Genomic DNA, 25,973 nt, shown 5'->3' with positions numbered 1-25,973 from the left:
TTCAGGCCATGCAGCTCCACGCGCTATTGCTAGTTTACAGTGCCGTTGCCCTCCCCTAAGATACGGCGCGGCTCGTCAAATATGACGGACGCCTTACCTGATGCCTCTACTAATACTGGCGACCGACCATCATCATCGAGGATATTTCCGACATGCGCTTTAACAATTCGCTCGCATCAACCGATGCGGGCTGGCCGGAACCAAAGGTTTCACCACCCCTCAATATCGCAGGGCTTCTGATTGCCTATCTGGAGCAGCTAGGGGTAGAACAGGTGTTCGGGGTACCCGGAGGCGCGATCGAACCAATTTACAATGCACTTGCACAAAGCAGCCGGCGCGGTGGCCCGCGTCCCGTGGTGGCGCGTCATGAGGCGGGCGCAGCGTTCATGGCGGACGGCTATACCCGCGAGACCGGCGCACTTGGCGTCGTCTGCGCCACTTCCGGTCCGGGTGCCACCAATCTGATCACGGGCGTGGCATGTGCTTACGACAACGGCATCCCTATGCTGGTGATTACCGGTCAGCCTGCCTTGCCGGGCTTCGGGCGTCGCGCCTTGCAGGAGTCGTCATGCACCGGCATCAACACCGTGGGCATGTTCCGATACTGCACACAATATAATTCCCTCGTCTCCCATCCGGAACAGCTGGAAGCAAAACTCATCGCCGCGCTGATGCGTGCGACACGTACGCCGCGCGGACCAGTCCATCTGAGTATCCCACTTGATATTCTCAACAGCCCGGCAACTGTCGTTGCACCGTCGTATGACTTGCGCACCATGCTCAAGCCGTCATCGATGCTGGATCAACAAGCGGTAGACAGCTTGTCGGTCATGCTGCGGGAGGCCCGCAATCCGGTGCTGCTGATTGGCGGCTGGTGCGGCGAAGCGATCGCCTCCATCTTGCGTGTGGCCGAGCTTAGACAGGTGCCTTTTGTGACCACGCCAGACGGCAAGGGTCTGGTCGACCCGCGCCATCCGCTGTACCGGGGCGTGTTCGGTTTTGCCGGCCATGCGTCGGCGGAAGCGATGTTACGCGACAAATCGGTGGACCTGATTCTCGCCGTCGGCACCAGCATGAATGAATGGACCAGCAGCGGCTGGAGCGATTCCTTGCTCAACACCCGCCTCGTACATGTCGACGAGTCCGACGATCATCTTGCCCGAACGCCAATGGCAAAACTGCATGTGTCCGGCCGCATCCTGACCGTGTTTGAAAAACTGGGTGCGCAGATTGATACGGCTGGCATTGCCGGCGCTGATGCCCCGACTGTCCGTACAGGCGCTGAAGTTACGGAAGCCGCTACAGTTGCAACTGTAGCCACAGCGGGTCATGAGGCGCTCCTGTTCACTCTGCCGGCCGGGCCGGCGCAGGCTCCGGATGCAAAGGTCAAGCCATCGCAGCTGATGCATGACCTGGGCCGCCTGTTTCCCGCAACGACGCGGTATCTCGCCGATGCCGGCAACAGCGTCGCCTGGGCGGTGCATTACCTCGCGCCGCAATTCGCACATTCCGATGAACGCAGCACCAGTAGTCATGGCGGCTGGCTGCGCACCACCATGGATTTCGCCCCGATGGGCTGGGCTATCGGCGGCGCTGTCGGGACCGCGCTCGGTAATCCGGACGGGCCGGTGGTATGCATCACCGGCGATGGCAGTTTGATGATGAATGGTCAGGAGTTGTCGGTTGCCGTCGCCGAAGGATTGACCGTGATTTTTGTGGTGCTCAACGATGCCGCACTCGGTATGGTCAAGCATGGGCAACGGCTCGCGGGCGCGGAGCAGATTGCGTTCGCTCTCCCGCCGACCGACTTTGCCATGCTGGCGCGTGCGCTCGGCGCCGAAGCGCATACCATTCGTACCGCAGCCGACCTGGACACGCTGGACATCGATGCGATCTGCTCGCGCAAGGGGCCGACGCTGCTCGATGTCTTTATCGATCCCGAAGAAGTGCCGCCCATTGGCGTCCGCATGCGCGTGCTTGGCACGCTGTTGTGACAAATCAGCATTCATGAAAGACACCGAATTGACCGAACGACCACTTCCGCTGATCCATACCGAAATCTGGAATGAAGACCCCGAACCCGGGAATCGCTACGCCACGCGTGCCGCATATTGCCGTGGTTATGATGTATACGGCGAGATGGTTGGCAATGCGCGCTGGGTAGAAATGCTGTTCCTGTTGTTCCGACCGGAATTACCGGCACCGGCCGCGCTCGACTTGATCGAGGCGCTCGCGGTGGCGCTGGCCAATCCCGGGCCGCGTGATGCCTCGGTACATGCCGCCATGTGCGGCGGCATCGCCGGCTCCAATGCGGCCGCATCGCTGATCGCCGCTTTATCGGTCGGCGCGGGGCGTTACCACGGTGCGCGCGATGTACACGATGCAATGCGGTTATGGACCAGGTGCGGCATGGACCTGTCCACATGGAAGGCCTGTCTCGATCCCGTACCCCAGGAAACCGCGGATACCTGGCCACAGGCGGAACATCCCCCAGGCTTCGAGCCGCATGCCACTGTCACACCGGGCGCAACGCTGACTCTGCTTGAAAGGCTCGCGGCAATCGCTCGCGTCGCCGCATTACCTCGCCTCGGCTGGCTGCTCGAGCAGCGTGAAGCACTGGAGCAGGCGACGGGAATGGGTCTGGCTATGTCAGGCGTTGCCGCCGCCGCGTTGGCCGATCTCGGGTTCGAGCCGTCGGAAGGCGAAATGCTATATCTGCTGTTACGCCTCCCTGGCGCGGCAGCACATGCACTGGAACAGCAGCGTAAGGACTACACGCAGTTCCCGTTTTACGCGGTCGAACTGGAAGACGACCCGGCTGAAAAGAAGGAGGCCGTATGAGCGGGCACAACGCAAACGTTTCGGACGCCAGGGGCCCAGCCTTGCTCGACGAACATGCCGGTATCCTTCGCACTCGGGTTGGTGCCTGCTGGCCCGGCAGCCGGGCGGTATTCCGTGGGGTCGACCTGCACCAGGAATTCCATGATGCGGACTGGATGGCGCTTTACGTCTACGGCATTACCGGACGTCGCTTTACTCCGCAACAGATCAAGCTGTTGCATGGGATCTGGACCAACACCAGCTATCCTGACACGCGCCTCTGGAATAACCGGATTGCGGCACTGGCCGGCAATGTCCGCAGTTCGCCGATACTCGGTCTGGCGGCGGCGCTGTCGGTATCGGAAGCGCGTATTTACGGTGGCGGCCCAGGGCTGCGGGCGATCGACTTTTTCCAGCGCGCGGGCAGGGCGCTCGATGCAGGACAATCTTTGCGGGCCTTTGTGCAAGAAGAACTGGCGGCGCGCTACATCTATGGCTACGGCCGCCCGATCGAGGCGCACGATGAGCGGCTGCCCTGGCTGTCGGGCCTCGCGAAGTCGCTGGGACTCGCTGATGGGCGGTATTTCCGGATGGCGTTCGAGGTGGAGCGCACCCTGGCTGAACTTGGCAAGCCTTCGCTCAAGATGAATTATGCGGCGATGACGGCGGCACTTGGCGCCGACATGGGCTTGTCGGTTCGGGAATTCCAGATCTTCCGGCTGCCGCTGTTCCTTGCCGGGATGCCCCCCTGCCTGGTGGAAGCCGCACACAAACCCGAAGGCACACTATTCCCGACACCCTGCGATGGCATCGCCTATGAAGGCGTGAGCAAGCGCCCTTGGCAGAAGTGAAAGTGCATTTGGCAAGCTGTTGCGGCCGGCTGAAAAATTTGCTTGTCGGAATGGACTGTAGAACATCGTTGCACTAGACTGTTACCGCATTGCACAACACTATCAGCGAGGGGGAACACATGAAACACATTTATGCGCTTCCCTTGGCAATTGCTACCGTGGCTAGCGTGGCCCTGGTGCATGCGCCGGTTACCTTGGCCGCCGATATCGGGGAAGAAGAAGACCTTGCGCTGGTGTACGGCGACAAATCCACCATCAGCATCGCGACCGGCAGCAAGCAGCAGTTGCGCCGGGCACCAGCGGTCGCTACGGTGATCACCGCCGAGGATATCGCCGCCATGGGGGCGACCGATCTCGATGAAGTCCTGGAGACGGTACCCGGCATCCACGTCAGCAATGCGCCCAACACCTATAGCTCGCTCTACCTGATCCGCGGCATTTACAGTAGCCAGAATCCCCAGACCCTGATGCTGCAGAACGGCATCCCCATGACAACCCTGTTTCAGGGGAATAAGGGCACCATCTGGGGCGGCTACCCGGTAGAAAACATCGCACGTATCGAAATCATCCGTGGCCCAGGCTCGGCCTTATATGGCGCCGACGCGTATTCCGGTGTCATTAACATCATTACCAAGACCGCAGCCGATTTGCAGGGAACCAGCGCCGGCGTGCGCGCCGGCTCCTTCAATACCCGCAGCGCCTGGGTCCAGCATGGCGGCAAGGCCGGTGACATCGATGTCGCCGCCTATCTGCAGGTAGGCAGCACTGATGGCCAGCGGCGTATTATCGAAGCCGATGCCCAGTCCGCCCGCGACCGCGCTACCGGCACCCGGGCCAGTCTTGCGCCCGGACCCGTCAACGTTGGCTATGATGCACTCGATGCCCACCTGACGCTCGGCTACGAGAAATGGCATCTCAACGTCGGCTACAAGCTGCGCGACGACCTAGGCACAGGCGCCGGTATCTCATCCGCGCTGGACCCGATCGGCAAGGAAAAGAGCGAGCGTTTCAACACAGACCTGTCATGGACCGATAACCATCTGGCCAACGGCTGGGGAGGCGGCGCCACGGTCAGCTATTTCGAATATCGGCAGCGGATCCCGGTCAACCTGCAACTGCTGCCACCGGGAACGCGTTTTCCGACCGGGTCCTTTCCAGAGGGGATGATCGGCCATCCGGACACATCCGAGCGACAGCTGCGCTTGTCCGCGTTCGCCACCTATTCTGGTTTTGCGAACCACAGCCTGCGCTTTGGCGTCGGCCATGACGATCTTGACCTGCATAACACCCGCACGATCAAAAATTACATCTTCAATCCTGCGGGCGTCCCGGTTCCCGCCGGGCCGGTGGCCGATTATTCGCTGATCCAGCCTTTCATGCTGCCGCAACGCCGCCAAGTCAATTACCTGTACGTGCAGGACGAATGGCAACTGGCACGCGACTGGGCGCTGACGACCGGCGTGCGGCATGACCGCTATTCCGATTCCGGCGGCACCACCAATCCACGGGTGGCGCTGGTGTGGGACGCGGCGCTCGACCTGACCGCCAAACTGCTGTACGGACGCGCTTTCCGGGCACCGTCGTTCTCCGAACAGTACAGCATCAACAACCCGGTTCAGCGCGGCAATCCTGACCTGAACCCCGAAACAATCTCAACCCTGGAGACTGCCTTCTCATGGCAGGCAAGGCGTGACCTGCAGCTCAATCTGAGCGTGTTCCGCTACACCATGGATGACATCATCCGGGCCACGCCTAATCGGGCTCCGGCCCTTGGCTCGACCTTCAACAATACTGGTGGCCAGCATGGGCGCGGCATGGAGTTCGAAGCGGTCTGGGATGCCACCCGGACTGTGCGCCTGTCCGGAAATTATGCCTACCAGCGCTCGATCGATGAATCGACAGGTACCGATGCCGGCTATGCGCCGCATCATCATCTGTACACGCGCGCCGACTGGCGCTTCACCAGCGGTTGGTTGGCCAGCACGCAGCTGAACTGGGTAGCGGACCGCAAGCGACCGGCTGGCGACCCTCGTCCGCCGGTTGCCGACTACAAGACCGTGGACGTTTCCCTGCGCACCAGCCGTGCCAGGGGACAGTGGGAATTCGCCGCCACGGTACGTAATCTTTTCAATGCAGATATACGGGAGCCCAGCCCCGCTCCCGGCCTGATTCCTAACGACCTGCCCCAAGCACCTCGCGCACTTTATTTACAGGCGGTGTACAGCATGTGACGGTACGACCGTCCGCGACACCACATTTCCAAGCTTCAGGGCGGTCGATCGCCGTCCTGGGAACCGACGACATGCCGCGCTGGCGATACCAGGCGGGCCCGACCGATACGATGGATAACAGACCCAGTACTTATTACCAACCGCCGTTTGTCACCAAATTCAACCGCAGCACGCGCTTGTGGAATTTGTTTGGCCAAAAGAAGATTGATTTGTCCGAGGCATCGCTGATCGAGGCCGCCCGTGCTGAAACCGGGCTGGAGCGCTTCGGCGATGAAAGTTTTGTGCCGCCGCTGCGTGCCTTGCTGCACTCGCTTGAAACGGAAGCCGAGCTCAATCCGTTCGGACGCTTCAATGCACGCATGCGCACCATCCGTTCTCTGAAAAACCGCCTGTGGGCGAATGCCTGTTTCGAAGCGCATCCGGAAATCCTCGAACGCCGGATTGAAGCCCCCATTATGATTGTCGGTCCGCATCGTTCCGGTACCACGCGTCTGCAGCGGATGATGGCGACCGATACGCGCCTGCAGCATCTGAAGACCTGGGAGGGATTCAATCCCGCCCCGCGTCCCGGATTGCCCGACATGGGCAAGCAGCTGCGGCGCGATGAGGTAAAGCAGTTTCTGGATCTCGGCCGGCAAATCTATACCGGTGGCTATATCGCGCACCCGATGGATGCCGACTGGCCCGAAGAAGACATGCTGCTGCTCAACCATTCCTTCTGCGGCTTTTCGGTGCTCGGCATGTTTAATATACCGAGCTATTACCGCTGGTTCCTTGAGTATGACAAGACCGAGGTATACCGCTATACCGCCAAGCTGATGAAGCTGATTTCGTGGTCGCGCGGCGATGCTGGCGACAAGCGCTGGGTGCTCAAGAACCCGCAGCACATGCTGGACCTTGATGTGCTGACGAAGGTTTTCCCTGATGCCCGGTTGGTATTTACCCATCGCGACCCGATCAAGACCGTGGGATCCGTCATGTCGCTGATGTGGCATTTTGCAGTCCAGCATACCGACCTGCCATGTCGCGCGTCGACGCGCGAAGTGTGGATGGATTTCTGCGAGCAAGCGGCGCGGCGTGCCATGGAACAGCGCGAGCATATTGCCGCCGCCCAGCAAATGGATGTCCACTATGAAGAAATGAATCGTGACTGGCGCGCTGCGATGCGGCGCATCTATGCGTTTGGCGGCATGGAATTCACCTCACAGGTCGAGCAAGCCATGCACGACTGGCTGGACAACAGCGAAAAAGAAAACCTGCATGGCGGGCACCGCTATGCACTCGAAGATTTCGGCACCAGCGCAGCAGAAGTCGACCGTCGCATGATGTTCGTGCGCGACCGATACGCCATCGCTTACGAGGGCAAATGAACACGCGCGACAAATTTGCCAGTAACACCGGAACCAGTTCTCGCGTCAGTAATGACGTGACCTGGCAAACCAGCAAGGTCACGGCCGACGATCGCGTACGCCTGTTGCAACAACAGCCTGCGACGGTATGGTTGACCGGTTTATCCGGCGCGGGAAAATCCACGATTGCCTACGAACTGGAACGGCGCTTGGTCGCACGTGGCCAGGCTGCCTTCGTGATGGATGGCGACAACATCCGGCACGGTCTCAATCGCGACCTCGGCTTTTCTCCTTCGGACCGCAGCGAGAACATCCGGCGCATTGCGGAAGTGGCAAGGCTTTTCAATGAGGCTGGGATGCTGGTGATCACTTCCTTCATTTCGCCTTACTGTGCCGACCGGGCAATGGCGCGCGAGATCATCGGTTTTGACCGTTTTTTCGAAGTCCATCTGGCGACCGAATTGCGGGTCTGCGAAGAGCGTGACCCCAAAGGTCTGTATCGCAAGGTGAGGGCAGGTGAAATCCGGGAGTTTACTGGCATCAGCGCCCCTTATGAAACGCCGGAGCAACCGGACCTGCGGGTCGATACCGGCTGCATGACGCTCGACGCCAGCGTGGAAGCCATTCTGCGTCTGCTGGAACCGCGGCTTGGAGCGGAGCCCCATGGATAATTTACGTCACATCCGGTCGTGGAACGGCACAACACGCCAGGGTTCGCTGTTTGCCGGAATGTGCTTTGCGCTATCCGTGGTTCGGGTGCGTCGCGCAGTGTTCCCTTGATAATATGGCCGCAGTCCTCTCCCCGCTGATTCGTCGTTTCACGTCTGGCACACGCATCCTGTGCGTAGCGCTGGGCCTGCTTTCGACTATTGCGCCGGCATCCTCCTGGGCGGCGGGCGCGGCCGGGCATATCCTGCTCGCCGAGGCCGGTGATCCGCCGCGCCGGGCTGACACGTCGACGCCGGCCCCTGGTTCGGTAGCTGTGGTGTATCCCGATCTCGGCGAACCGTACCGCAGCATCTTTGCCACCATTATCCAAGGCATTCAGGATGGCGCGAAGTCTACGGTTCACCTGTATGCTGTCGCGCCCAATACCGATACCGCCGAGCTGAATGCCGGTCTCCGGCGACATGGTGCCAAAGTGGTCATTGCACTCGGCCGCCAAGGCTTGAAGGCGGTGTCCGCCATCGAGCGCGAGATTCCCCTGGTGGTCGGCGGTGTGCTGGCCATGCCGGAAGGCGATTACCGCAGCGTGACCGGCATCAATCTGACACCGGACCCCGCCTTACTGTTCAGTCGCCTGCGGGGGCTGGTGCCTTCGGTTAAGCGTGTGACACTTGTCTACAATCCGCAACATAACGAATGGCTGGTACGCCTTGCGCGCGAAGCCGCCAGAGCGCAAGGACTGGAACTGATTGCGCTTGAAGCACGCGACCTGGCCAGCGCCGCGCGCCTGTACGAAAATGCGTTTGCCGGCAGCGACAGCAAGCGCGATGCGATCTGGTTGCCGCAGGACGCGACCACGGTCGACGAGACCACCATCCTTCCCCTTGTGCTCAAGGAAGCCTGGAACAGAAGCGTACCTGTCTTTTCCAGCAGTTTCCTGCACGTGAAAAAAGGCGCACTGTTTGCGCTGTACCCGAACAATGTGGAACTCGGTCGCACGCTTGCCGCTTCGGCACTCGGCGTGCTTGCCGGTGATCCGCGCCGACGCGGCATGTTTCCGCTTCGAGATGTACAGATGGCAGTCAATGTCCGGACCGCCAGCCATATCGGTTTAAGTATCGGGTACCAGCAGCAGCGCAGCTTTGACGCTATTTTTCCGGAGCCATGATGAACACCTTTACTTCACCTGTTCAACTGCAACGACACTTGCACGCTGTTCCGCACACGCGTCCTTGCCTGACGCGCTCCATCGTTTCCTAAGCCGCCATGTTTCGTCACTATTTCAGCCGTACCGGTTTTCGCCGGCAACTGACCATTACGGTGAGCGCCGCCATCCTCGGGCTCGCCCTGTTTTCTTCCCTGATGAATTCCTGGGAAGCCAGCCGCCGTATGGAAGGCTATCTGGTCGAGCAAGGGCAGCGTATCGCCGAAAACCTGGCCCGCCAGAGTATCCTCGCGCTCCTGTACAGCTCCCCGGACAATGTACGCGACGGCATTGCCGCCACGCTGGCATTTCCCGACGTGCTGCAGGTCGAGATCACCGACGCGGTCGGCAAACCCCTGCTTTCACAGTCCAAACCAGGCGCCAATGTCTCGAGTCCCGCAGCGCCGCGGTCAGCGGAGTGGAGCACCGGGAGTCCACGTGCCGTGCTCGACAATGAAACCGGCAATCACTGGTACTTCACCGCACCGGTCTATGGTGGCCAGACCGACACATCGCCGTTCGAAATGCATGACAACAAAGCGCAATTGCTCGGTTACGTTCATGTAGTGATCGGCAAGGGAACACTGAACCGGCTGGTCACATCGCTCCTGATCGGCAATCTCGCCATCACACTTTCTTTCGCCGCTGTCCTGCTGGGCATCATGCGCCTGCTTGCGCGTCATATGATCAAGCCGCTCAATGCCTTGTCGCGGCTGATGGGTCGTGCCGAGGCGGGCGAATCCGGCATGCGCGCCGTACCCGCCGGACCGCGCGACATCGTCGAGATGGCGCACGCCTTCAACAAAATGATGGACGTGCTGGAAGAGCGCGAGGCGGAGCTTAAGCAATCGCGCGACGAGGCGGTGCGCACCGCGTTGTCCAAGACTCAGTTTGCGGCCACCGTCAGCCATGAAGTTCGCACACCACTCAACGGCGTGGTCGGCATGCTCGACATGCTCAAGGAAATGCACCTGACCAAGCGTCAACAGGAGTGTGTCGATATTGCCTGGAATTCTTCCCACACGCTGATCGAGCTGATCAATGACATCCTTGATTTTTCAAAGATGGAAGCAGGCAAGCTCGAACTCGAAGAAATCGAGTTCGAGCTACGCAAGCTGGTAGAAGAAGTCATTGAACTGCTGGCCAGGCAGGCACAGCAGAAAGGGCTGGAAATCGGCTACCTGATGGCACCGGAGGTACCGGAACGCATACGCGGCGACTCGCTGCGCCTGCGCCAGGTGTTGCTCAACCTGATCAGCAACGCAGTCAAGTTCACCGAGCACGGCGAAGTGGCCATACATATTTCGGCCGCACCGGATGCGGACGATAAGCTGATGTTGCGCTTTGATGTATCGGACACCGGCATTGGCATGAGCAACGACGCGGTCAAGCATATCTTTGAATCATTCGCGCAAGCCGATCGTTCGACCACCCGCAAGTATGGAGGCACCGGGCTCGGCCTTGCCATTTGCAAGCAGCTCGTGGTCCTCATGAAGGGCGAGATCGGTGTGTCCAGCGAACTCGGCAAAGGCAGCACTTTCTGGTTCAAGGCACGCTGTTCGGCTGGGACCGCCCAAGTCGCCATGGTTTCTGCTCCTGCCCTTGCTCCTGCCTCAGTGCCTGCGCCGATCGATGACAGTTATCTGCGCGGCATCAGGGTGCTGGTGGTCGACGAAAGCAGGATTGTGCGCAGCTTCCTGTGCCAGAGCCTGGAACAGGTCGGCATGCGTTGCCATGCCGTTACCAATGGACCGGAAGCCCTGTCGGAACTCGCGCGTGCGGAACAAGCGCGCGCTCCGTATGCGCTGGTGATCCTGGACGTCGCAACCACCGACGATCGCGGAACTGACCTGGTACGCCGGTTACGTGTGGAAATCGGCACCGTGGTGCCACGCTTGCTGGCACTCGACCGATACGCTTCACCAATGAGTAAAAGCGCGCTGGGTGCTGATCTCTACCTCGGCAAGCCGTTGCGGAGGGAACGCCTGATGGAAGCAGTGCGCCGCCTGCTGCCCGGCACGCCCGTGCCTGGCACCGCTTTCACCGCCAGCGCGCCGGTGACAACCGCGACGGTCGCCGCCAAGGATTACCGCGTCCTCGTCGCCGAAGACAATCGCACCAACCAGATGGTGGCTGGCGGCATGCTCGCCATGAACGGTTGCGAATGCCAGATAGCCGCCAACGGCCGTGAGGCTGTCGAGGCGGCACGCCGCGGTCGCTTCGACCTGATCCTGATGGACTGCAGCATGCCGGAAATGGATGGTTACGAGGCAACCGCCCATATCCGTAACTTCGAAGAGACGCTGGGCTTGCGCACGCCGATCATCGCGATGACTGCCAATACCCAGCCGGGCGACTCGGAGAAATGCCTGGCTGCCGGCATGGATGACTATCTTGCCAAACCGATTACCCTGGTGGAATTGCGGCAAAAGCTCGAGCGCTGGCTCGCGCGTCTTGAGCCAAGCGGACGTGCGATATTGCCGGAAGTCGAAACGCATGAAGCTGATGGCAGCCCGCTGGACCATGAAACCTTCGACAAGCTGCGCGAAATTCTCGGACCGGCGCTGGAACAAACCGTGACTCCCTTCCTTGAAGACACGCCCGATTATCTGGACGGGCTGGAGCAGGCGGTACAGGAATTGAATGCCGACGCCGCGCGCGCCATGGCGCATTCGATCAAGGGCAGCAGTGGCAACCTCGGCGCACTGAATCTTGCGCAGATCGCCAAGGAGGCGGAAGAACTGGCGATCGACCATCGCGTCGGTGAAATCCGCCCCCTGCTCGGGCGTCTGCGCCAGGCGTTTGATGAGGTCTCCGCCGTGTTGGGCGCTGAGGTCATGATTGAAGATCGCCTGAGTGAGCGTGAAGACGACGAAGCGCCGCAAGTGCTGGTGGTCGATGATGATCGCAGCACCCGTAGTTCGTTGCGGCATACGTTGCAGCGCGACGGCTTCCGCGTGGAAGAAGCCGCCGATGGCGCACAGGCTCTGCAGATGCTCAAGCGCATGCAGCCGGATGTGATCCTGATGGATGCGGTGATGCCGGTGATGGATGGCTTTACCGCTTGCGCACGGGTGCAGGAATTGCCGAATGGACGCTCGATCCCGGTGCTGATGATTACCGCGCTGGAAGATAATCAGTCGGTGGAGCGCGCGTTCGCGGCCGGCGCCAGTGACTACATTCCCAAGCCGATTCACTTTGCGGTACTGTCGCAGCGGGTGCGGCGCATCATCGAAGCCAACCAGGCCGAGAAGCGCATCCGGCATCTGGCCTATAACGACATCCTGACCGGATTGCCAAACCGTGCCCTCTTCATGGACCAGCTTGGCCGCCGTATCGAGCAGGCACGCGTCGCAGGGGAGTCCGTTGCGGTGCTCTTCCTTGATCTGGATCGCTTCAAGAATGTTAACGATTCGCTCGGCCACGATGCCGGTGACCGCTTGCTGGTCGCTGTGGCACAGCGTCTGCGGCGCAGTGTCCGCAATGCCGACTGTGTCGCACGTCTTGGTGGTGATGAGTTCACCGTGGTGCTGGCCGAGATCGTTGGCCCGAATGCGGCCGTGACGGCTGCTCAGAATATCTGCCGTGCCTTGTCGACGCCATTCGAGATTGATGGCAACGATATTTTTGTCACCACCAGTGTCGGCATTTCCATGTACCCCAATGATGCGACCGATGTCGGAACCTTGCTCAAGCATGCGGACACCGCGATGTATCGCGCGAAGAAAACAGGCAGCGGCTTCCAGTTTTTTGAAGCCTCGATGGAACATTCGATTTCCGAGCATGTACGCCTGGAAAACGATCTGCGCCGTGCACTGGAACGCAATGAGCTCGAAGTCTATTACCAGCCGCAGGCACGTGTTGACACGGGCAAGATCATTGGCGCGGAAGCGCTGGTGCGCTGGCGCCATCCGACGCGTGGCATGGTGTCGCCCGCCGAATTCATTCCACTCGCCGAAGAGACCGGGCTAATTAGTCCCCTCGGAGAGATGGTATTGCGGACCGCATGTAAGCAGTTGCAGTCATGGATCGCGGCAGGTTTCTCGCCGATCCGCATCGCTGTCAATCTGTCGGTGAAGCAGTTGTTGAAAAAGGATTTTGCTTCATCGGTCGAACAGGCCCTGGCGGATACGGGACTGTCGCCGAGTTTGCTGGAACTGGAAATCACAGAGAGCACCTTGATGGAGAATGCGCAGGATACGCTGGAGGCTTTGCATCGCTTGCGCAGTCTTGGCGTGCGACTGTCGATTGACGATTTTGGTACGGGATATTCATCCCTGTCTTACCTGAAACGCTTCCCGGTTGACATTATCAAGATCGACCGCTCGTTTGTACGGGATGTGCCGCATGATGCGGATGATGCGTCGATTGTTACGGGGATTATCGCGCTGGCACATAGCTTGCGGCTTGAGGTAGTGGCGGAGGGGGTCGAGACTGCGTCGCAGCTGGGGTTCTTGAAGGATAGGGATTGTGATTTGATGCAGGGGTATTTTTTGAGCAAGCCGGTGCCGGCGGAGCAGTTTGCTCGTGAGTTGCTGTCGGTGGCGCAGCCGGAATGGAAGGGGATGACGGGGAGTTTGCCGGGGGTGTGAGGGGGAGGGTTGGTTTTTCTTCTTACGTCTTCTCTTCGGTGATTCTGGACGTGTTGTTCTTCGTGGATGCTAGCCGGGACTGGCCCCGGCGGGCCACTTCCTTTCTTTGCTTCGCCAAAGAAAGGAAGCAAAGAAAGGCGACCCCGGTTCGCCGCCCTTCGGGTGCCCAAAAGAGCACGGGCCAAAACGGGAAGCGAAACAAACTCGCCTGCGGCTCAGACAGGTTTCGCTTCTTTATCCGTTTTGGCCCGCGCTCTTTTGGCGGCTGCACAGGGGCATTTTTAAACCCATCCCCACCCTAACCCTCCCCTTGAAAGGGAGGGAACTTCGGCTCGCTCGCTGCGCATCGCATTGCCGATTGCCGATTGCCGATTGCCGATTGCCGATTGCCGATTGCCGATGTCGGGACTCTCTGCGAACAGTACTTTCTTCAGACGGTAATCCATCCTCACTACCTCCCAGCATCAAGAACGTCCCCTCCCCTTCAAGGGGAGGGCCAGGGTGGGGATGGGTTGAAACCCCCTGTGCAGACGCCAAAAGAGCAGTGCCGCAAGCGGGAAGCGCAGTTGTCTGAGCCGCAGGCGAGTTCTGCGCTTCCCGCTTGCGGCACTGCTCTTTTGGGAACCCGAAGGGCGGCTGAACCGGGGTCGCCTTTCTTGGCTTACCTTCTTTGGCGAAGCAAAGAAGGTAAGTGGCCCGCCGGGGCCAGTCCCGGCAAGCATCCACGAAGAACCTTCAGCCTTGAATCACCGAAGAAAAAACCAACAACAAAAAACCAACAACAAAAAACCAACAACAAAAAACCAACAACAAAAATCCTTAACGACAAATCCCTCTACCGCACAAACCTCCCATCCTTCCCAATCATCGTCAACTCAACAAACTCACTCCCCGTATGATCCCCCGCCCCATACGTCACCATCAACCCACCAAAATCCACCCTCTGCATCGATTCCAGTGCTCGCACAAACCCCTCACGCGTCAACTTCGGCCCCGCGCGCCGTAAGCCCTCCACCAGAACCTTTGCATTCACATACCCCTCCATCGCTGCATACGAAATCGTCGCTCCCGATGCCTTCGCGGCCGAATTAAACTCCTGCCCCAGCGTGGTCGTCACCAGATGCGGCGCAGGTGTAATCTGCGACACAATCACACCGGTGCCAGCCTTGCCCAGTTCCTTCACAAAAGCATTCGAGGAATTGTTCGACAAGGTCATGATCTGCGTATGGCTTCCCGCCGCCCGAATCGCCTTGATCACGTCGACCGTATTCTTGGCAGAACTGACGATGATCAGCGCTGAAGGATTCGCTTTCACCACCTCGGCAGCCGCCGCAGCGTTATCCGGATTCACACGGCCAAACTTGATGATGGTGGCCGGCTGCAGCTTGCGTGCCTCCATCGCTTTCTTGAAGCCTTCCAGTCCATCCTGGCCAAAGGCATCGTCCACATGCAGGATGCCAATCGCCTGGATCCCGATGGTGGTGAAGTGCTCGACCGCACGCACCACTTCGTCTTGATATTTCGCGCGAATGTTGAACAACATTTTGTGCGCCGGCTGATGGAAGATTGTCGCGCCGGTGCTGGGGGCGACCAGCGGGATATTGTTTGCCTCAAGCAGGGGCAGGATGCCTTTTGTGTGCGGCGTGCCACGGCCCTGGAACAACGCAAAGACGCGGTCTTTTTTGATCAGGGTTTCGGCATTGGCCAGCGTAAGGGCAGGGTCGAACTTGTCGTCGAGCATGCGCATCTCGATCTTGCGACCATAGACGCCGCCTTGTTTGTTGACCTGATTGAAATAGGCGTTCGCGCCTTCATTCATTTCCTTCACGGGAGCGGCGACCGTGCCGGTGAGACCGACGGTCTGCCCGATTAAGATCGTGTTGTCGGTGACGCCTTCTTCCGCCGATGCCGCCATTAACGTTCCGCCAAACAATAGTGCCGCCAGTACCCTGCGTCGCAACAAAATCATGTTCTCCCCCAATGTATCAAAAAGTTTACGTACGGAAAGAATATCCCATGCATTCTTCGCCGACGATGGGGTGTGTCGCAACTGTGGGTTTTACGTAACAGTCCGAGCAAATATCGACTGTGACGATTGATTACTCTCAAGCTGTACGTATATAGAAGGCAGTCGCCTGCGGTGTTTCCGCATATCGCCTACAATGCAATGGTGCGTTGCACAAACCCAATTTCTGCAGGAGCCGGCATGAAATCGATTGATCTGGAAGGCTTGATGCCACACATGAGTACTATTAACGCTTCTGGCGCGGACCGTCCTGTCGTCCGCGTCAAGGAACTGTCCGAACGCGACAGGCGCCGCTTGCTGATGCATTTTCTCGCGCTCGACGACAGTGATCGATTGCTTCGCTTCGGCACGGTATTGCCTGATGAGTTGATTACCCGTTATGTGCAGAAACTGGATTTTTCACGCGACACCGTGTTTGGCGTGTATGACGACAACCTGAGGTTGCTGGGCGTCGGGCATCTGGCCTTCACCGCGCGTGAGACTTCTACGGTTTTGCATAATGCGACACTGAAGGCCCGAATCGCTGAGTTCGGGGTTTCCGTGTCGGCCAATGCGCGCGGCATGGGTATCGGTTCGCGCTTGTTCGAACGGGCGGCGATACGTTGTCGTAATGAGGATGTCGATACCTTGTACATGCATTGCCTGTCTTCCAACCAGACCATGATTCATATCGCCGCAAAAGCGGGTATGAAGATTCATCGCGAATACGGCGAAGCGGACGCTTATCTCAAGCTACAGCCTGCGAGTCCGGGAACGATGCTGGCGGAAGCCATGGAAGAACAATTCGCGACCTTCGATTACGGATTCAAGGCCAATACCAAGGCGGCGCTCAAGTGGTGGAATCGCTTGCCGGGACGGAAAGGAAAGTAGGCAGCCTTCCTGCTGCGGCGCTGCCATCATTACACCAATGGCAGCGCAGTCGTATCCTTGATCCTCTGCAGCGCAAAGCTCGACTTCACGTCCATTACTGCGGAATGCCTGAGCAGCGTTTCCATCATGAATTGCGAGAAATGCTCCATGTCTTCCACATGGACTCGCAACAAATAATCCATTTCGCCTGTCATCGCGTAGCAGGCCACAACCTCGGGCCAGTTTGCGACTGATGCGGCGAAATCGGCGCGTGGCGAACGTCCGCCGGCCGGATGACTATCGTTGTGCCTCTCCAGCCGCACATTGACATAGGCCAGTAGCCCCAGTCCGATTTTGTCCGGATCAAGCAAGGCAACGTACTGACGAATAACGCCGTTCTCTTCAAGGTTCTTGATACGCCGCAGGCAAGGCGAAGGCGATAAGTTGACACGCTCGGCAACTTCCTGGTTCGTCAGCCTGCCATCCGCTTGCAGAATGGAAAGGATTTTGCGATCGGTCTTGTCCAAGTCAATTTTTGGCATATTCAGCCTCTGTGATTCGATGTGGAGCAATATTATTGCTCATAATCCGATGAAGAGCGCAATCATCGCAATTTTATGCCTTGGTGTCTTGACTATACTGTCTTCATCCTTTTGCCATGTCCAACCGCGAAATTTACGGTGATGGAAAGGCGATCAAGTACAAGTCACGGAGACATCACCATGAACACCACAGTAGACCAGGCGGATTTTTTCAAGACGCTCGAAGAAAAGTCGGATGGCGGTAAGCTTCGCGGCGACTACAGCCGCTGCGACGCAAACTATGTTGTCCAGCAGGACTGGTCGGCATACACCCCTGAACAGCACGCATTGTGGAAAAAGCTCTATCAGCGCCAGGCAAAGCTGGTGCCGGGGCGGGCTTGCGATATGTTCATCGACAGCTTGGCAAAGATGGATGCCAGCGAAGAGATCCCCCGTTTCGATCGCACCACCGAAGCCTTGCGCAAGGCCACCGGATGGGAACTGGTCGCCGTACCCGGCCTGGTGCCAGAGCTGACGTTCTTCGAGCATCTGGCCAATCGCCGCTTTCCAGTCACCGTGTGGCTGCGCGAAGCCCATGAATTCGACTACATCGTCGAGCCCGATGTGTTCCACGACTTCTTTGGCCACGTGCCATTGCTATTCAATCCGGTTTTTGCCGATTACATCCAGCAATATGGGCAGGGCGGCCTGAAGGCACTCAAGACCGATGGTCTCACACATCTTGCGCGGCTCTACTGGTACACGGTGGAGTTTGGACTGATTGAAAGCCCGCAAGGCTTGCGCGCCTATGGTGCTGGCATCTTGTCATCGGGCGGAGAAATAGAGTATTGCCTGACAGATCCCGCACCGCGTCGTATTCCGCTCGACATCGAACGCATCATGCGTACGCTGTACAAGATCGACTCTTATCAGGAAACGTATTTTGTGATCCGCGATTTCGAGCAGCTGTTTAAGGCAACCGCGCCCGATTTCACACCGATTTACGAGCGCCTGAAAGGTCAGGAGGCGCTGCCTGCCAACACCTTGTTGCCTGGGGAGATCAACCTGCCGCCGAATCCAAAGAATGCTGGCTAACCAGGAGCCTTAGCGGCTACCGTGCTAAAGCGCTAGCCGCTAACTGGAAAGGCGGCTGCGCAACAGTGCGCGAATCTCTTCGCGTGTCACTTTGCCATTCTTGTTGATATCCAGGCGTTCAAAATTATTGACGATCCGCTCCATGCCGGCGGTCTGGGCCTCGGCCATGGTCAAGCCGCCATCCTTATCTATGTCCGCTGCCTTGAATTGCTCGTCAAATTTCGCGAGGTGCCGCTGCGGCTTGGGTGCTGGTGACGGGGCAGGATTGGGTGTCTGTTCAGTGGCAATTGCCAGTCCGGCACCAAACACGGTACCGATTACCATGCATGCCAGGATGTAGTGCATTACATTCTCCAAAAACTTGCTCGAACGATTTAAATTTAAATGTAAGCAGAGCCACGGTGTTTCACCAAGGCATTTACGCCTTGTTACACCTCGAAGTGCCCTTTCTCCCGCAATCATCCTTCTTTCTGCTTCCATCGGATGCTAAATTGCCAAGCTGACGGTTCTCGATTGGCATCTCGGACTACAGCTATGACGCCAACGTTACAATTGGTGCATGGCGGCCTATAGTTCTTGCTGATCTACGGCGTTGTTTCCGCCGTCACGCTGTGGTGTATCGGCGACCGCTTCAGTTATCCAGGTACGTCCGGAATCGAGGTTGCCCTGGTCTGACTATTTTTTTTCTGACCTTACGCAGCTTGACCCTGGCAAGCGCAAGCTTCAGCCGTCTGCGCGACAAACTGACTGAAGTGCAAAGAACGCAGGTCGCGATCGCGTCATCGTTGCCGAGCCCGAACTGGCCGGTCATGTTGCCCGCGCCGGACGCTGATTCCCCGCTTCTCCCGTCGAGACGTAACGCGGGCCTGTGTCTTCAAGACGGCGGTCAAGCGTAACGTCAACTGCCTTTCAGGTAAGTTGATAACGCAGTGCCGACAATTCGATATGCGTCAGAATCACGGCACTCTTGAGCGCATAGTTCATGCCGTCGTAGGGATGGATGCGATGCTGCGCTTCATCGCTGAGCCGCGCGAGCTCATCGACGCTTTGCCGCATCCTAGGTTCGTCGCGCGCGTGCAATGCCTGCTGTGCCTGGCTGGAACGCTGTCGCAGCCTGCTCACGCATTCCTTCAGTTCTTGGGGGACGCTTGCATCCGAGTGACATGCCTGTACGGCATGGATAATCGTGCGGTCGATAAAGACCAGGCGGTCTAAGATTTCGTCGTTGTGCGCTTTCATGCAAGACTCCCTTCATACCTCGATAGGGTGCAGCGATTTTCTGGAAACCTGAACACAGCGATGGCGGTTCAGGGAATCATGTTTGGCGCAAATGATGTCGTGTCAGCCATGCGAATGACATGCTGATCATGAAGTTTCTGCTGAAAATTTTTGACATAGTCCGGCGCATCAAGTCAGTCGAGTGAGTTGCCCAAGCTGCGATAGTTACGATGGTTACGTTAGTTGCGTTGATCGCATGAGATCCATGATTCACAGTCCATGGTATTGGACGTTCATGCGGTACGGGTAATACCGGCGATGCCTTGCGATAAATCTCAAAGCATCGTGCGATTCATTACATTGCACGGAACACGCGCTCCAATTGCGGGTCTGGTCTCTGAGTGCTGCAAAGAGATTGTGCTCCCGCTTCTGATACGGATCAACTTGCACCGCACAATGTCTGACCAGTATATGCATGATAAAAATTGGTGCGCTGCGGCGTGCTTGCCTATTGATCAGGTATCAAGTCTTATCAACGCTTTGCATGCAAAACCCATCGGAATCTTCGCTTTTCATTGGTTGCGCGGGTTGGGGAATTCCGTCCACGGTGGCCGACCAGTTCGGTGGTGAAGGGAGTCACCTCGAACGATACGCGCGCGTGCTGACGGGTGTCGAAATCAACACTTCATTCTATCGGCCGCATCGTCCGGTAACGTATGCACGCTGGCGCGACAGCGTGCCTGAGGGCTTTCGCTTTTCGGCGAAGGTCCCCAAAATCATTACACACGAAATGCGCCTCAAGGATGTCGCTGATCCGCTCGAGCGCTTTGTCGGCGAAGTGCGCAATCTTGGTCACAAACTCGATTGCCTGCTGGTGCAATTGCCGCCGCGTCTTGCGTTCGATGCCGATGTTGCGCACCGCTTCTTTCTCGACCTGCGAACAATGATCGACGTCGACGTGGTCTGCGAACCGCGCCATGCAAGCTGGTTTACGCCGGTCGCCGCCGAGCTGCTGCATAACCGCAAGGTTTCGTACGTGATCGCTGATCCCCAGGTGAGCGCGGTGCCGATCGACGACATCGCTGGCCACATGCCGATCACATATCTGCGTCTGCACGGCTCGCCGGAAATGTATTACTCTGCCTACACGGACACGTATCTTGACGAGATTGCCGTGCGTATCAGGGCTTATCTGGACGGGGGCAGCAAGGTCTGGTGCGTGTTCGACAATACTGCTAACGGTGCAGCAGTACCGAACGCGTTGTCGTTAATAAAGCGGCTGAAGGGCTTTGTCGATCAAGTCGGTCCGCTCGATCAATCAATTCAATCGCTTCAATCAAGTCAGTCAATTCCACCAACCCAGCTAAGCCTGCTGGACCTCAGCCGCCACCCGCACTCTTGACCACGGTGACCGTGCAATCGGCCTGTGCCACGACTTGCGACGATACGCTGCCGAGGTAACGACGCAGCACCGAACTTCCACGTGAACCGATCACAATGTGGTCCACATCATTGACTCTCGCGTAGTCGACGATGGCCGATGCCGGGTCAGGCGCTTCCAGTACATGGTAGGTGATCTTATCCGGCGCGATCGCCAGCGGCCGCGCCCAGTGCTTCAGGCCGACCAGATGCTTGACGTGGATATTGCGCCCCTGACGGTCGACCATCTCATCCATGCCGATGCGATTGGTCTTCTGCACGGTGATGCAGGCGAGGCGGGCCCCCGGTTCCGTCTGCAGTATGCGACGCGCAGCGGTACGAAGTGCCTCGGCCAGCGATTCCGATCCATACGACAGGTCGATCGCGACGACAATGATGGGCGCGTGCGTCAGCTGTTGTCCTGCTGATTGCTGCGACGAGGCTTCCATGCCGACCGCATGGAACCAGCGGCGTGCGACAACAAAAAAACCATCTCTTGCATGCTTGTCCGCACGAGCGGTCAGTTGTACCTGATCAAGATTCTGCAACTCAAACGCGAGTTGTGCCGCGGTATCGTGGCGTGAACCCGGGTCCACTTCCAGGCAGCGCAAGATGATCTCCTGCAACCATGGAGGAATCTTTGCATTCAGTGCGCGCGGCGGTATCGGATCGCGGTACAGGCGACGCCGCAGCCCGGATACAGTCGTTGGAAACCCATACGGGCGTTCGCCTGTCGCCAGGTGGTATAGCAATACGCCTAGCGCAAACAGATCGCTGCGCGGATCATTGCGAATATGCAGCACCTGTTCCGGCGAGATGTACGGTCCGGTACCCATGGGCAGTCGGAATTCCTCGGCCAGCAGATCGGGCAGCCTGTCATGGCGCGACAGGCCATAATCAATCAGGATCGCTTCGCCGTTTTCACGAAACATGATGTTGCTCGGCTTGACGTCCAGGTGAATCACCTGCTGCCGGTGCAGATTGTGCAAGGCGCTGGCGACACGAATCCCGATGCTGACCACTTCGTCGATCGGTAGCGGCGCGTCGTCGAAACGCGCACGCAGGGATGTGCCTGCAATCAGTTCCATTACGATATATGGCTGTCCGGTAAAGTCGCCCGATGCCACAAAATGCGGCACATGCGTACCGTTCAGTTTGGGCATGATCATTTGCTCGACTTCAAAACCCACGATCGCCGCCGGGTCATGGTTGTCGTCGAGTATCGGGACTTTCATCAGCAGGGGAGGGCCATCCGGCGCTTCCTCTCGCGAGACGCGCCAGAGCATGGCCATGCCGCCCTTGTGCAGACGCTCTTCCAGGCGGAAGCCGTCAACCACCATGCCTGCCTCGAGACGCCGCATGCGTTACAGGCCGTGCTGCAAACGATTGCCGACGCTTTGCGGCAAGCCGGCGGCGCGAATCTTTTCCGCCGCCGTGTCGTAGTCATACGGCACGCGGAAATAGATCAGCTCATGTGTGACATCGTCATACAGCGCATAACAAGCGGCGGGATTACCATCGCGCGGCTGGCCGACCGAACCGGGCAGTACCAGCCAGTGCCGCTGTGTGCCAAGAGGTATGCTGCTATCGCCGGTCGGCACGAAGGAAGACACCTTGCCCGTCGGCGACATGTTGTACAAGGCCGGTTGATGCACGTGTCCGCAAAAGGTAATCCGGCGCTGCGTTGCGTACATGCTCTTCAGCGCCTCCACCGTGCCGGTAATGTACTCCCAGCTGTGCGGGTCGGCGGCGGTGGCATGCACGAACAGGCAATGTCCGGCTTCCTGCGTCATGGGCAGTTGCTCAAGAAAGCTGCGCTGCTGTTCATTGAGCTGGGAACGCGTCCATTCGACCACTGCGCGTGCCTGAGGATTCATGTTCTTGCCCGCTGCCTGCGAAATCGCGGCATCATGGTTTCCCTGCACCGCGATCGCACCGTCGGCGACGTACTCCATCACGGTATCGACCACCCAGCACGGATCGGCGCCATAGCCGACAAAGTCACCCAGAAAGGCATAACGTTGGGCGCGGCGCTCTTCGGCATGCGCAAGACAGGCGGTGAACGCCTCGCGGTTGGCATGGATATCGGTAAGGATGGCGATCAGCATGGTGGCGAGCGGGTATCGTGCTAACTGGCGGGGCAAATCCTGCCCATGAGCGGCATACCGACACGGTCGGCATGCCACGTGAAGCACATATCTTATCGTGCGAGTCTTTGAGTTTCCTTACACCGCATGAACATTCAGCCTGCGCTCGCTGTGTATTCCCGATAGCCGCGTGCCCGTAGCTCGCAGGCAGGGCAGGTCCCGCAGCCATAGCCCCAGTCATGCAGTGCGCCGCGTTCGCCGAGATAGCAGGTATGCGTGTCGGCCCGGATCACATCGACCAGCGCCTGTCCGCCAAGATCGGCGGCAAGCTTCCAGGTCTCGGCCTTGTTGATCCACATCAGCGGCGTTTCGATCTTCAGACGTGTCGCCATGCCCAGATTGAGCGCTACCTGCAAGGCTTTCATCGTATCGTCGCGGCAGTCGGGATAACCGGAAAAATCGGTTTCGCACATTCCACCGACCAGCACGTCGAGCCCACGGCGATAGGCTACGGTGGCAGCCACCGTCATGAACAGAAGGTTGCGGCCCGGCACGAAAGTGTTGGGCAAGCCATCGTCCTGCATCGCGATCGCGACATCCCGTGTCAGCGCGGTATCGGAAATGCTGGCAATCAGCGAAAGGTCGATCATATGGTCATCGCCCAGCCGGGCATCCCAGTCGGCCGACAGCGACCGCATTGTCTGTAGCAATGCAGGTCGCACGCTGAGTTCGATGGCATGTCGCTGCTTGTAATCAAAGCCGATGGTTTCCACGCGTGCATAGCGGGAAAGCGCCCAGGCGAGGCAGGTGGCGGAATCCTGTCCGCCGCTGAAAAGAACGAGTGCGCCGTTGTTGGTAGTCATGAGTCGGATCAAAAAATAAATGGAGAAGCGGGCCGCGATGATCAGGAATCTTTACGCTGGCATCGGCTGCAATGCGTACGACCTGGCGAATCAGCCGGAACTGTCGGGCTTGCTGACGGTGCTTGCGCAGATTATGGCTTACGGTGCCTTGCGATTCAGTTCCTGCAAGGTTTGTTCGATATAGTCGCCGTTATCTTCGCTGTAGCGTACGCGTACCGGATACCACTCCAGCGTCGGTGCCAGCCAGATGTCGAGAAGCTGGTCTTTCGAATCGGGCGCCGGCACCCGCTGCACATGCAGGCTGTTGAGTTCGCCCAGCGGCGTGTGAATAGTATCCTGGCCGACTACCTTGAACACCCATTCATCCGCATCGCGCTGACCCGCTACGACCACCTTCCACACAAAGCCCGTCTTGAACTTTTTAGGCATACCACGGGCGACCCCGGCGAGTTGCCAGATCACGCTGTTACGATCCTGCTCGCCGCCCTGGATGGGATACTGTTCGTCGGAGCTGCTGAAGGTAATCCGGTTTTCCGAGCGATCGAAAGATGTGGTGGTCGCAGGTCGACGGAAGCGCTTTTCCGTAATGTTGGTGGGCGCCAGTCCACTGGCATCGATAAGGCCTTCACTTTTCGTATCAAGAATTTTGCCGATGATCATCGCACGGGCTTCATTGCTGATGCTGAAGGTATTGCCTGTCATGCTCCAGCGCATGACCGCGTCGCCTTCGATCGGCATGCCTTTCTGTTTTGCCTCTATGGAATAGGACAGGTCAGCCGAAGGGGGAAAACTGATCTTCGCTTTTGTCGCCGGTTTTGCGGACGCCAAAGGCACTGCAGGTCCTGCAATTGCCGTCGTGGCTTTGGTGATTGTGTTTGCCGCGACCGTGCCCGCTAGCATGCCGGACAGTATGATGGCCGCTGCCATCGTTCGCATGAAAGTATTCATCGTTAGTTGGTTTGTGTGGCCGGCGGCAGGCCGGCATTCAGATTGGACAAGGACATTTCCAGATAGTCGCCGTTGGTCGATGTCTGGCGCAGCCTGACTGGATACCATTGCTGTTGCGGCGCGAGCCAGATGTCGATGATCTGGTCATAAGCTTTTTTTTGACGAGGCGCACGCCGTACATGCCAGGCTTTCATCTTGCCGAAGGGCGTCTCGATCTCTTCCTCGCCAATCACGCCGATGCGCCATGTTTCGGCGTCGCGTGCACCAGCCACCACAATATCAAACGCTGCACCCGGAACAAAACGTCCCGGATCCCCGCGACCGATGCCGGCCAGTTGCCACATCACGCTGGCGCGATCCTGTTCGCCGCCCTGATAAGGGTAGACGGCTTCCGATGCGGAAAAGGTGATTTTTCGCTTTTCCTGCTGAAAGTGGGTATTGGTCTGCGACTTGTTTCGTGGTTTTTCGCTGTACAGGAGCGGGGCGACTCCCTGTTCGCTGATTAAGCCTTCGCTCTTGAATTGCAGCACAGTCAGGTTGATCAGCAGCAGCGAAGCATTGGCTTCGCCGGTAATACTGTAACGCCCACCTGCGGTTTCCCAGACGAAGGTTCCAGTGCCATGCCATTTCTGTTCGCCGCGCAATGCAATGACGTCATAGTCGAGTTGCGCGGAAGGCGGCAAAGCAACATGGTATTGCTGTGCCTCGGTGGCGGCGGATGCGGCGGTCTCGTCAGGAGATGTTGATGCCGTTTCCGGCAGATTGGCCGTATCAGGCGTGGCGGCTACCACCGGTGTTTCCACGCTGGTGCCGGGCGCTTCCATGCCGGCCGGTGCAAGCTGCGCGAGGGCCTCGGGATTGGGCGCTGGCGCGGCTTCAGGCGAAGTTGTTGGCGATGCTGCCGATGGTTTTGGCGGCTTCGGACGAGCAGGACGCGGTTTTTTTGGAACCGTTCTCATCGGTGGCGGCGCCGGAGTTGCTACCGGGGCAGGGGGAGCCTCGTTCAGTGCGATGGTGATGACGGGTGCCTGCTGCTCGCCCTGCAGAGACGGCAGGCCGAGGCGTCCCTCTGCCCATTGAAAAACCAGTAGATGCAGGAACGCCGTCACCACCAGGACGACAACGGTGCGCAGCGCCCGGTGCTTTTTGGGTGGCCTGCCAGAATGGGAAAAATCGGTCATTCCGCTAGTGTAGCAACCTCTGCACCGTCATCGTGGGCAGATGTCAAGTTTCA

20 protein-coding genes are annotated in these 25,973 nt (G+C 58.6%); 11 read left to right on the top strand and 9 right to left on the bottom strand.

Annotation, left to right across the window (positions count from 1 at the left end; translation table 11 throughout):
• Positions 1–152 precede the first annotated feature (152 nt).
• The 8 genes from ACFQUU_RS14730 (at position 153) to ACFQUU_RS14695 (ending at position 13,713) form a co-directional block, all read left to right on the top strand.
• Positions 153–1,994, top strand: a complete 1,842-nt coding sequence (locus tag ACFQUU_RS14730; protein ID WP_382248358.1) for a thiamine pyrophosphate-binding protein — start codon at positions 153–155, stop codon at positions 1,992–1,994.
• 13 nt (positions 1,995–2,007) lie between these two features.
• The gene (locus tag ACFQUU_RS14725; RefSeq protein ID WP_382248356.1) at positions 2,008–2,841 is read left to right on the top strand and encodes a citryl-CoA lyase; all 834 of its coding nucleotides are present in this window, start codon (positions 2,008–2,010) and stop codon (positions 2,839–2,841) included.
• The gene (locus tag ACFQUU_RS14720; protein ID WP_382248354.1) at positions 2,838–3,671 is read left to right on the top strand and encodes a hypothetical protein; all 834 of its coding nucleotides are present in this window, start codon (positions 2,838–2,840) and stop codon (positions 3,669–3,671) included. Before ACFQUU_RS14725 ends, ACFQUU_RS14720 begins: the two co-directional genes overlap by 4 nt.
• A 119-nt stretch (positions 3,672–3,790) precedes the next feature.
• Positions 3,791–5,902, top strand: a complete 2,112-nt coding sequence (locus tag ACFQUU_RS14715) for a TonB-dependent receptor plug domain-containing protein (RefSeq protein ID WP_382248352.1) — start codon at positions 3,791–3,793, stop codon at positions 5,900–5,902.
• A gap of 71 nt (positions 5,903–5,973) precedes the next feature.
• Positions 5,974–7,272, top strand: a complete 1,299-nt coding sequence (locus tag ACFQUU_RS14710) for a sulfotransferase family protein (protein WP_382248350.1) — start codon at positions 5,974–5,976, stop codon at positions 7,270–7,272.
• Positions 7,269–7,922: an adenylyl-sulfate kinase gene (gene cysC, locus ACFQUU_RS14705; protein WP_382248348.1), complete on the top strand. Its 654-nt coding sequence runs from the start codon at positions 7,269–7,271 to the stop codon at positions 7,920–7,922. The genes ACFQUU_RS14710 and cysC overlap by 4 nt, the downstream gene beginning before the upstream one ends.
• A gap of 113 nt (positions 7,923–8,035) precedes the next feature.
• Positions 8,036–9,085, top strand: coding sequence for an ABC transporter substrate-binding protein (locus tag ACFQUU_RS14700; protein ID WP_382248346.1), 1,050 nt, complete (start codon positions 8,036–8,038; stop codon positions 9,083–9,085).
• Positions 9,086–9,183: 98 nt separating this feature from the next.
• The gene (locus ACFQUU_RS14695; protein ID WP_382248344.1) at positions 9,184–13,713 is read left to right on the top strand and encodes an EAL domain-containing protein; all 4,530 of its coding nucleotides are present in this window, start codon (positions 9,184–9,186) and stop codon (positions 13,711–13,713) included.
• An 835-nt stretch (positions 13,714–14,548) separates the two neighbouring features.
• On the opposite strand, the gene ACFQUU_RS14690 is transcribed toward ACFQUU_RS14695, so the two are convergent.
• On the bottom strand, positions 14,549–15,682 hold the full coding sequence (locus tag ACFQUU_RS14690; RefSeq protein ID WP_382248342.1) for an ABC transporter substrate-binding protein: 1,134 nt from the start codon (positions 15,680–15,682) through the stop codon (positions 14,549–14,551).
• Between the two features lie 237 nt (positions 15,683–15,919).
• Here ACFQUU_RS14690 and ACFQUU_RS14685 point away from each other — a divergent pair, with 237 nt between their 5' ends.
• Positions 15,920–16,609, top strand: a complete 690-nt coding sequence (locus ACFQUU_RS14685; RefSeq protein ID WP_382248340.1) for a GNAT family N-acetyltransferase — start codon at positions 15,920–15,922, stop codon at positions 16,607–16,609.
• A gap of 29 nt (positions 16,610–16,638) precedes the next feature.
• Here ACFQUU_RS14685 and ACFQUU_RS14680 read toward each other — a convergent pair whose 3' ends face one another.
• Complete coding sequence (locus tag ACFQUU_RS14680; protein WP_382248338.1) at positions 16,639–17,130, bottom strand: Lrp/AsnC family transcriptional regulator; 492 nt, start codon at positions 17,128–17,130, stop codon at positions 16,639–16,641.
• 180 nt (positions 17,131–17,310) lie between these two features.
• Here ACFQUU_RS14680 and phhA point away from each other — a divergent pair, with 180 nt between their 5' ends.
• On the top strand, positions 17,311–18,204 hold the full coding sequence (gene phhA / locus ACFQUU_RS14675) for a phenylalanine 4-monooxygenase (protein ID WP_382248336.1): 894 nt from the start codon (positions 17,311–17,313) through the stop codon (positions 18,202–18,204).
• A 39-nt stretch (positions 18,205–18,243) separates the two neighbouring features.
• Here phhA and ACFQUU_RS14670 read toward each other — a convergent pair whose 3' ends face one another.
• Positions 18,244–18,549, bottom strand: coding sequence for a hypothetical protein (locus ACFQUU_RS14670; protein WP_382248334.1), 306 nt, complete (start codon positions 18,547–18,549; stop codon positions 18,244–18,246).
• A 564-nt stretch (positions 18,550–19,113) separates the two neighbouring features.
• Positions 19,114–19,443, bottom strand: a complete 330-nt coding sequence (locus tag ACFQUU_RS14665) for a hypothetical protein (RefSeq protein ID WP_382248332.1) — start codon at positions 19,441–19,443, stop codon at positions 19,114–19,116.
• Between the two features lie 523 nt (positions 19,444–19,966).
• Here ACFQUU_RS14665 and ACFQUU_RS14660 point away from each other — a divergent pair.
• A complete protein-coding gene (locus ACFQUU_RS14660) occupies positions 19,967–20,824 on the top strand; it encodes a DUF72 domain-containing protein (RefSeq protein ID WP_382248330.1) in 858 nt (285 codons plus the stop codon).
• On the opposite strand, the gene ACFQUU_RS14655 is transcribed toward ACFQUU_RS14660, so the two are convergent.
• The 5 genes from ACFQUU_RS14655 to ACFQUU_RS14635 form a co-directional block, all read right to left on the bottom strand.
• Positions 20,802–22,202 carry a universal stress protein gene (locus tag ACFQUU_RS14655; protein WP_382248328.1) on the bottom strand — a complete coding sequence of 467 codons (1,401 nt, stop codon included), beginning with the start codon at positions 22,200–22,202 and terminating at the stop codon, positions 20,802–20,804. The genes ACFQUU_RS14660 and ACFQUU_RS14655 overlap by 23 nt on opposite strands.
• A gap of 3 nt (positions 22,203–22,205) precedes the next feature.
• Complete coding sequence (locus ACFQUU_RS14650) at positions 22,206–22,985, bottom strand: metallophosphoesterase family protein (protein WP_382248326.1); 780 nt, start codon at positions 22,983–22,985, stop codon at positions 22,206–22,208.
• Positions 22,986–23,083: 98 nt separating this feature from the next.
• On the bottom strand, positions 23,084–23,791 hold the full coding sequence (gene queC / locus ACFQUU_RS14645; RefSeq protein ID WP_382248324.1) for a 7-cyano-7-deazaguanine synthase QueC: 708 nt from the start codon (positions 23,789–23,791) through the stop codon (positions 23,084–23,086).
• A 138-nt stretch (positions 23,792–23,929) separates the two neighbouring features.
• Positions 23,930–24,727, bottom strand: a complete 798-nt coding sequence (locus tag ACFQUU_RS14640; protein ID WP_382248322.1) for a DUF3108 domain-containing protein — start codon at positions 24,725–24,727, stop codon at positions 23,930–23,932.
• A gap of 14 nt (positions 24,728–24,741) precedes the next feature.
• The gene (locus ACFQUU_RS14635; RefSeq protein ID WP_382248320.1) at positions 24,742–25,920 is read right to left on the bottom strand and encodes a DUF3108 domain-containing protein; all 1,179 of its coding nucleotides are present in this window, start codon (positions 25,918–25,920) and stop codon (positions 24,742–24,744) included.
• Positions 25,921–25,973 lie beyond the last annotated feature (53 nt).

The organism is Herbaspirillum sp. GCM10030257 (assembly GCF_042666555.1).
Classification (GTDB): domain Bacteria; phylum Pseudomonadota; class Gammaproteobacteria; order Burkholderiales; family Burkholderiaceae_D; genus Noviherbaspirillum.
Note: the sequence above shows the minus strand (reverse complement) of the source record. Positions and strands in the feature narration are given on the sequence as shown.

Excerpts from the sequence above, each read along its gene's own strand:
- ACFQUU_RS14660 (WP_382248330.1), top strand. The coding sequence starts at position 19,967 with ATGCAAAACCCATCGGAATCTTCGCTTTTCATTGGTTGCGCGGGTTGG.
- ACFQUU_RS14695 (WP_382248344.1), top strand. The coding sequence starts at position 9,184 with ATGTTTCGTCACTATTTCAGCCGTACCGGTTTTCGCCGGCAACTGACC.
- ACFQUU_RS14680 (WP_382248338.1), bottom strand. The coding sequence starts at position 17,130 with ATGCCAAAAATTGACTTGGACAAGACCGATCGCAAAATCCTTTCCATT.
- queC (WP_382248324.1), bottom strand. The coding sequence starts at position 23,791 with ATGACTACCAACAACGGCGCACTCGTTCTTTTCAGCGGCGGACAGGAT.
- ACFQUU_RS14725 (WP_382248356.1), top strand. The coding sequence starts at position 2,008 with ATGAAAGACACCGAATTGACCGAACGACCACTTCCGCTGATCCATACC.
- ACFQUU_RS14730 (WP_382248358.1), top strand. The coding sequence starts at position 153 with ATGCGCTTTAACAATTCGCTCGCATCAACCGATGCGGGCTGGCCGGAA.
- ACFQUU_RS14700 (WP_382248346.1), top strand. The coding sequence starts at position 8,036 with ATGGCCGCAGTCCTCTCCCCGCTGATTCGTCGTTTCACGTCTGGCACA.
- ACFQUU_RS14710 (WP_382248350.1), top strand. The coding sequence starts at position 5,974 with ATGCCGCGCTGGCGATACCAGGCGGGCCCGACCGATACGATGGATAAC.
- ACFQUU_RS14665 (WP_382248332.1), bottom strand. The coding sequence starts at position 19,443 with ATGAAAGCGCACAACGACGAAATCTTAGACCGCCTGGTCTTTATCGAC.
- cysC (WP_382248348.1), top strand. The coding sequence starts at position 7,269 with ATGAACACGCGCGACAAATTTGCCAGTAACACCGGAACCAGTTCTCGC.
- ACFQUU_RS14635 (WP_382248320.1), bottom strand. The coding sequence starts at position 25,920 with ATGACCGATTTTTCCCATTCTGGCAGGCCACCCAAAAAGCACCGGGCG.
- ACFQUU_RS14685 (WP_382248340.1), top strand. The coding sequence starts at position 15,920 with ATGAAATCGATTGATCTGGAAGGCTTGATGCCACACATGAGTACTATT.
- phhA (WP_382248336.1), top strand. The coding sequence starts at position 17,311 with ATGAACACCACAGTAGACCAGGCGGATTTTTTCAAGACGCTCGAAGAA.
- ACFQUU_RS14640 (WP_382248322.1), bottom strand. The coding sequence starts at position 24,727 with ATGCGAACGATGGCAGCGGCCATCATACTGTCCGGCATGCTAGCGGGC.
- ACFQUU_RS14690 (WP_382248342.1), bottom strand. The coding sequence starts at position 15,682 with ATGATTTTGTTGCGACGCAGGGTACTGGCGGCACTATTGTTTGGCGGA.
- ACFQUU_RS14670 (WP_382248334.1), bottom strand. The coding sequence starts at position 18,549 with ATGCACTACATCCTGGCATGCATGGTAATCGGTACCGTGTTTGGTGCC.
- ACFQUU_RS14715 (WP_382248352.1), top strand. The coding sequence starts at position 3,791 with ATGAAACACATTTATGCGCTTCCCTTGGCAATTGCTACCGTGGCTAGC.
- ACFQUU_RS14720 (WP_382248354.1), top strand. The coding sequence starts at position 2,838 with ATGAGCGGGCACAACGCAAACGTTTCGGACGCCAGGGGCCCAGCCTTG.
- ACFQUU_RS14655 (WP_382248328.1), bottom strand. The coding sequence starts at position 22,202 with ATGCGGCGTCTCGAGGCAGGCATGGTGGTTGACGGCTTCCGCCTGGAA.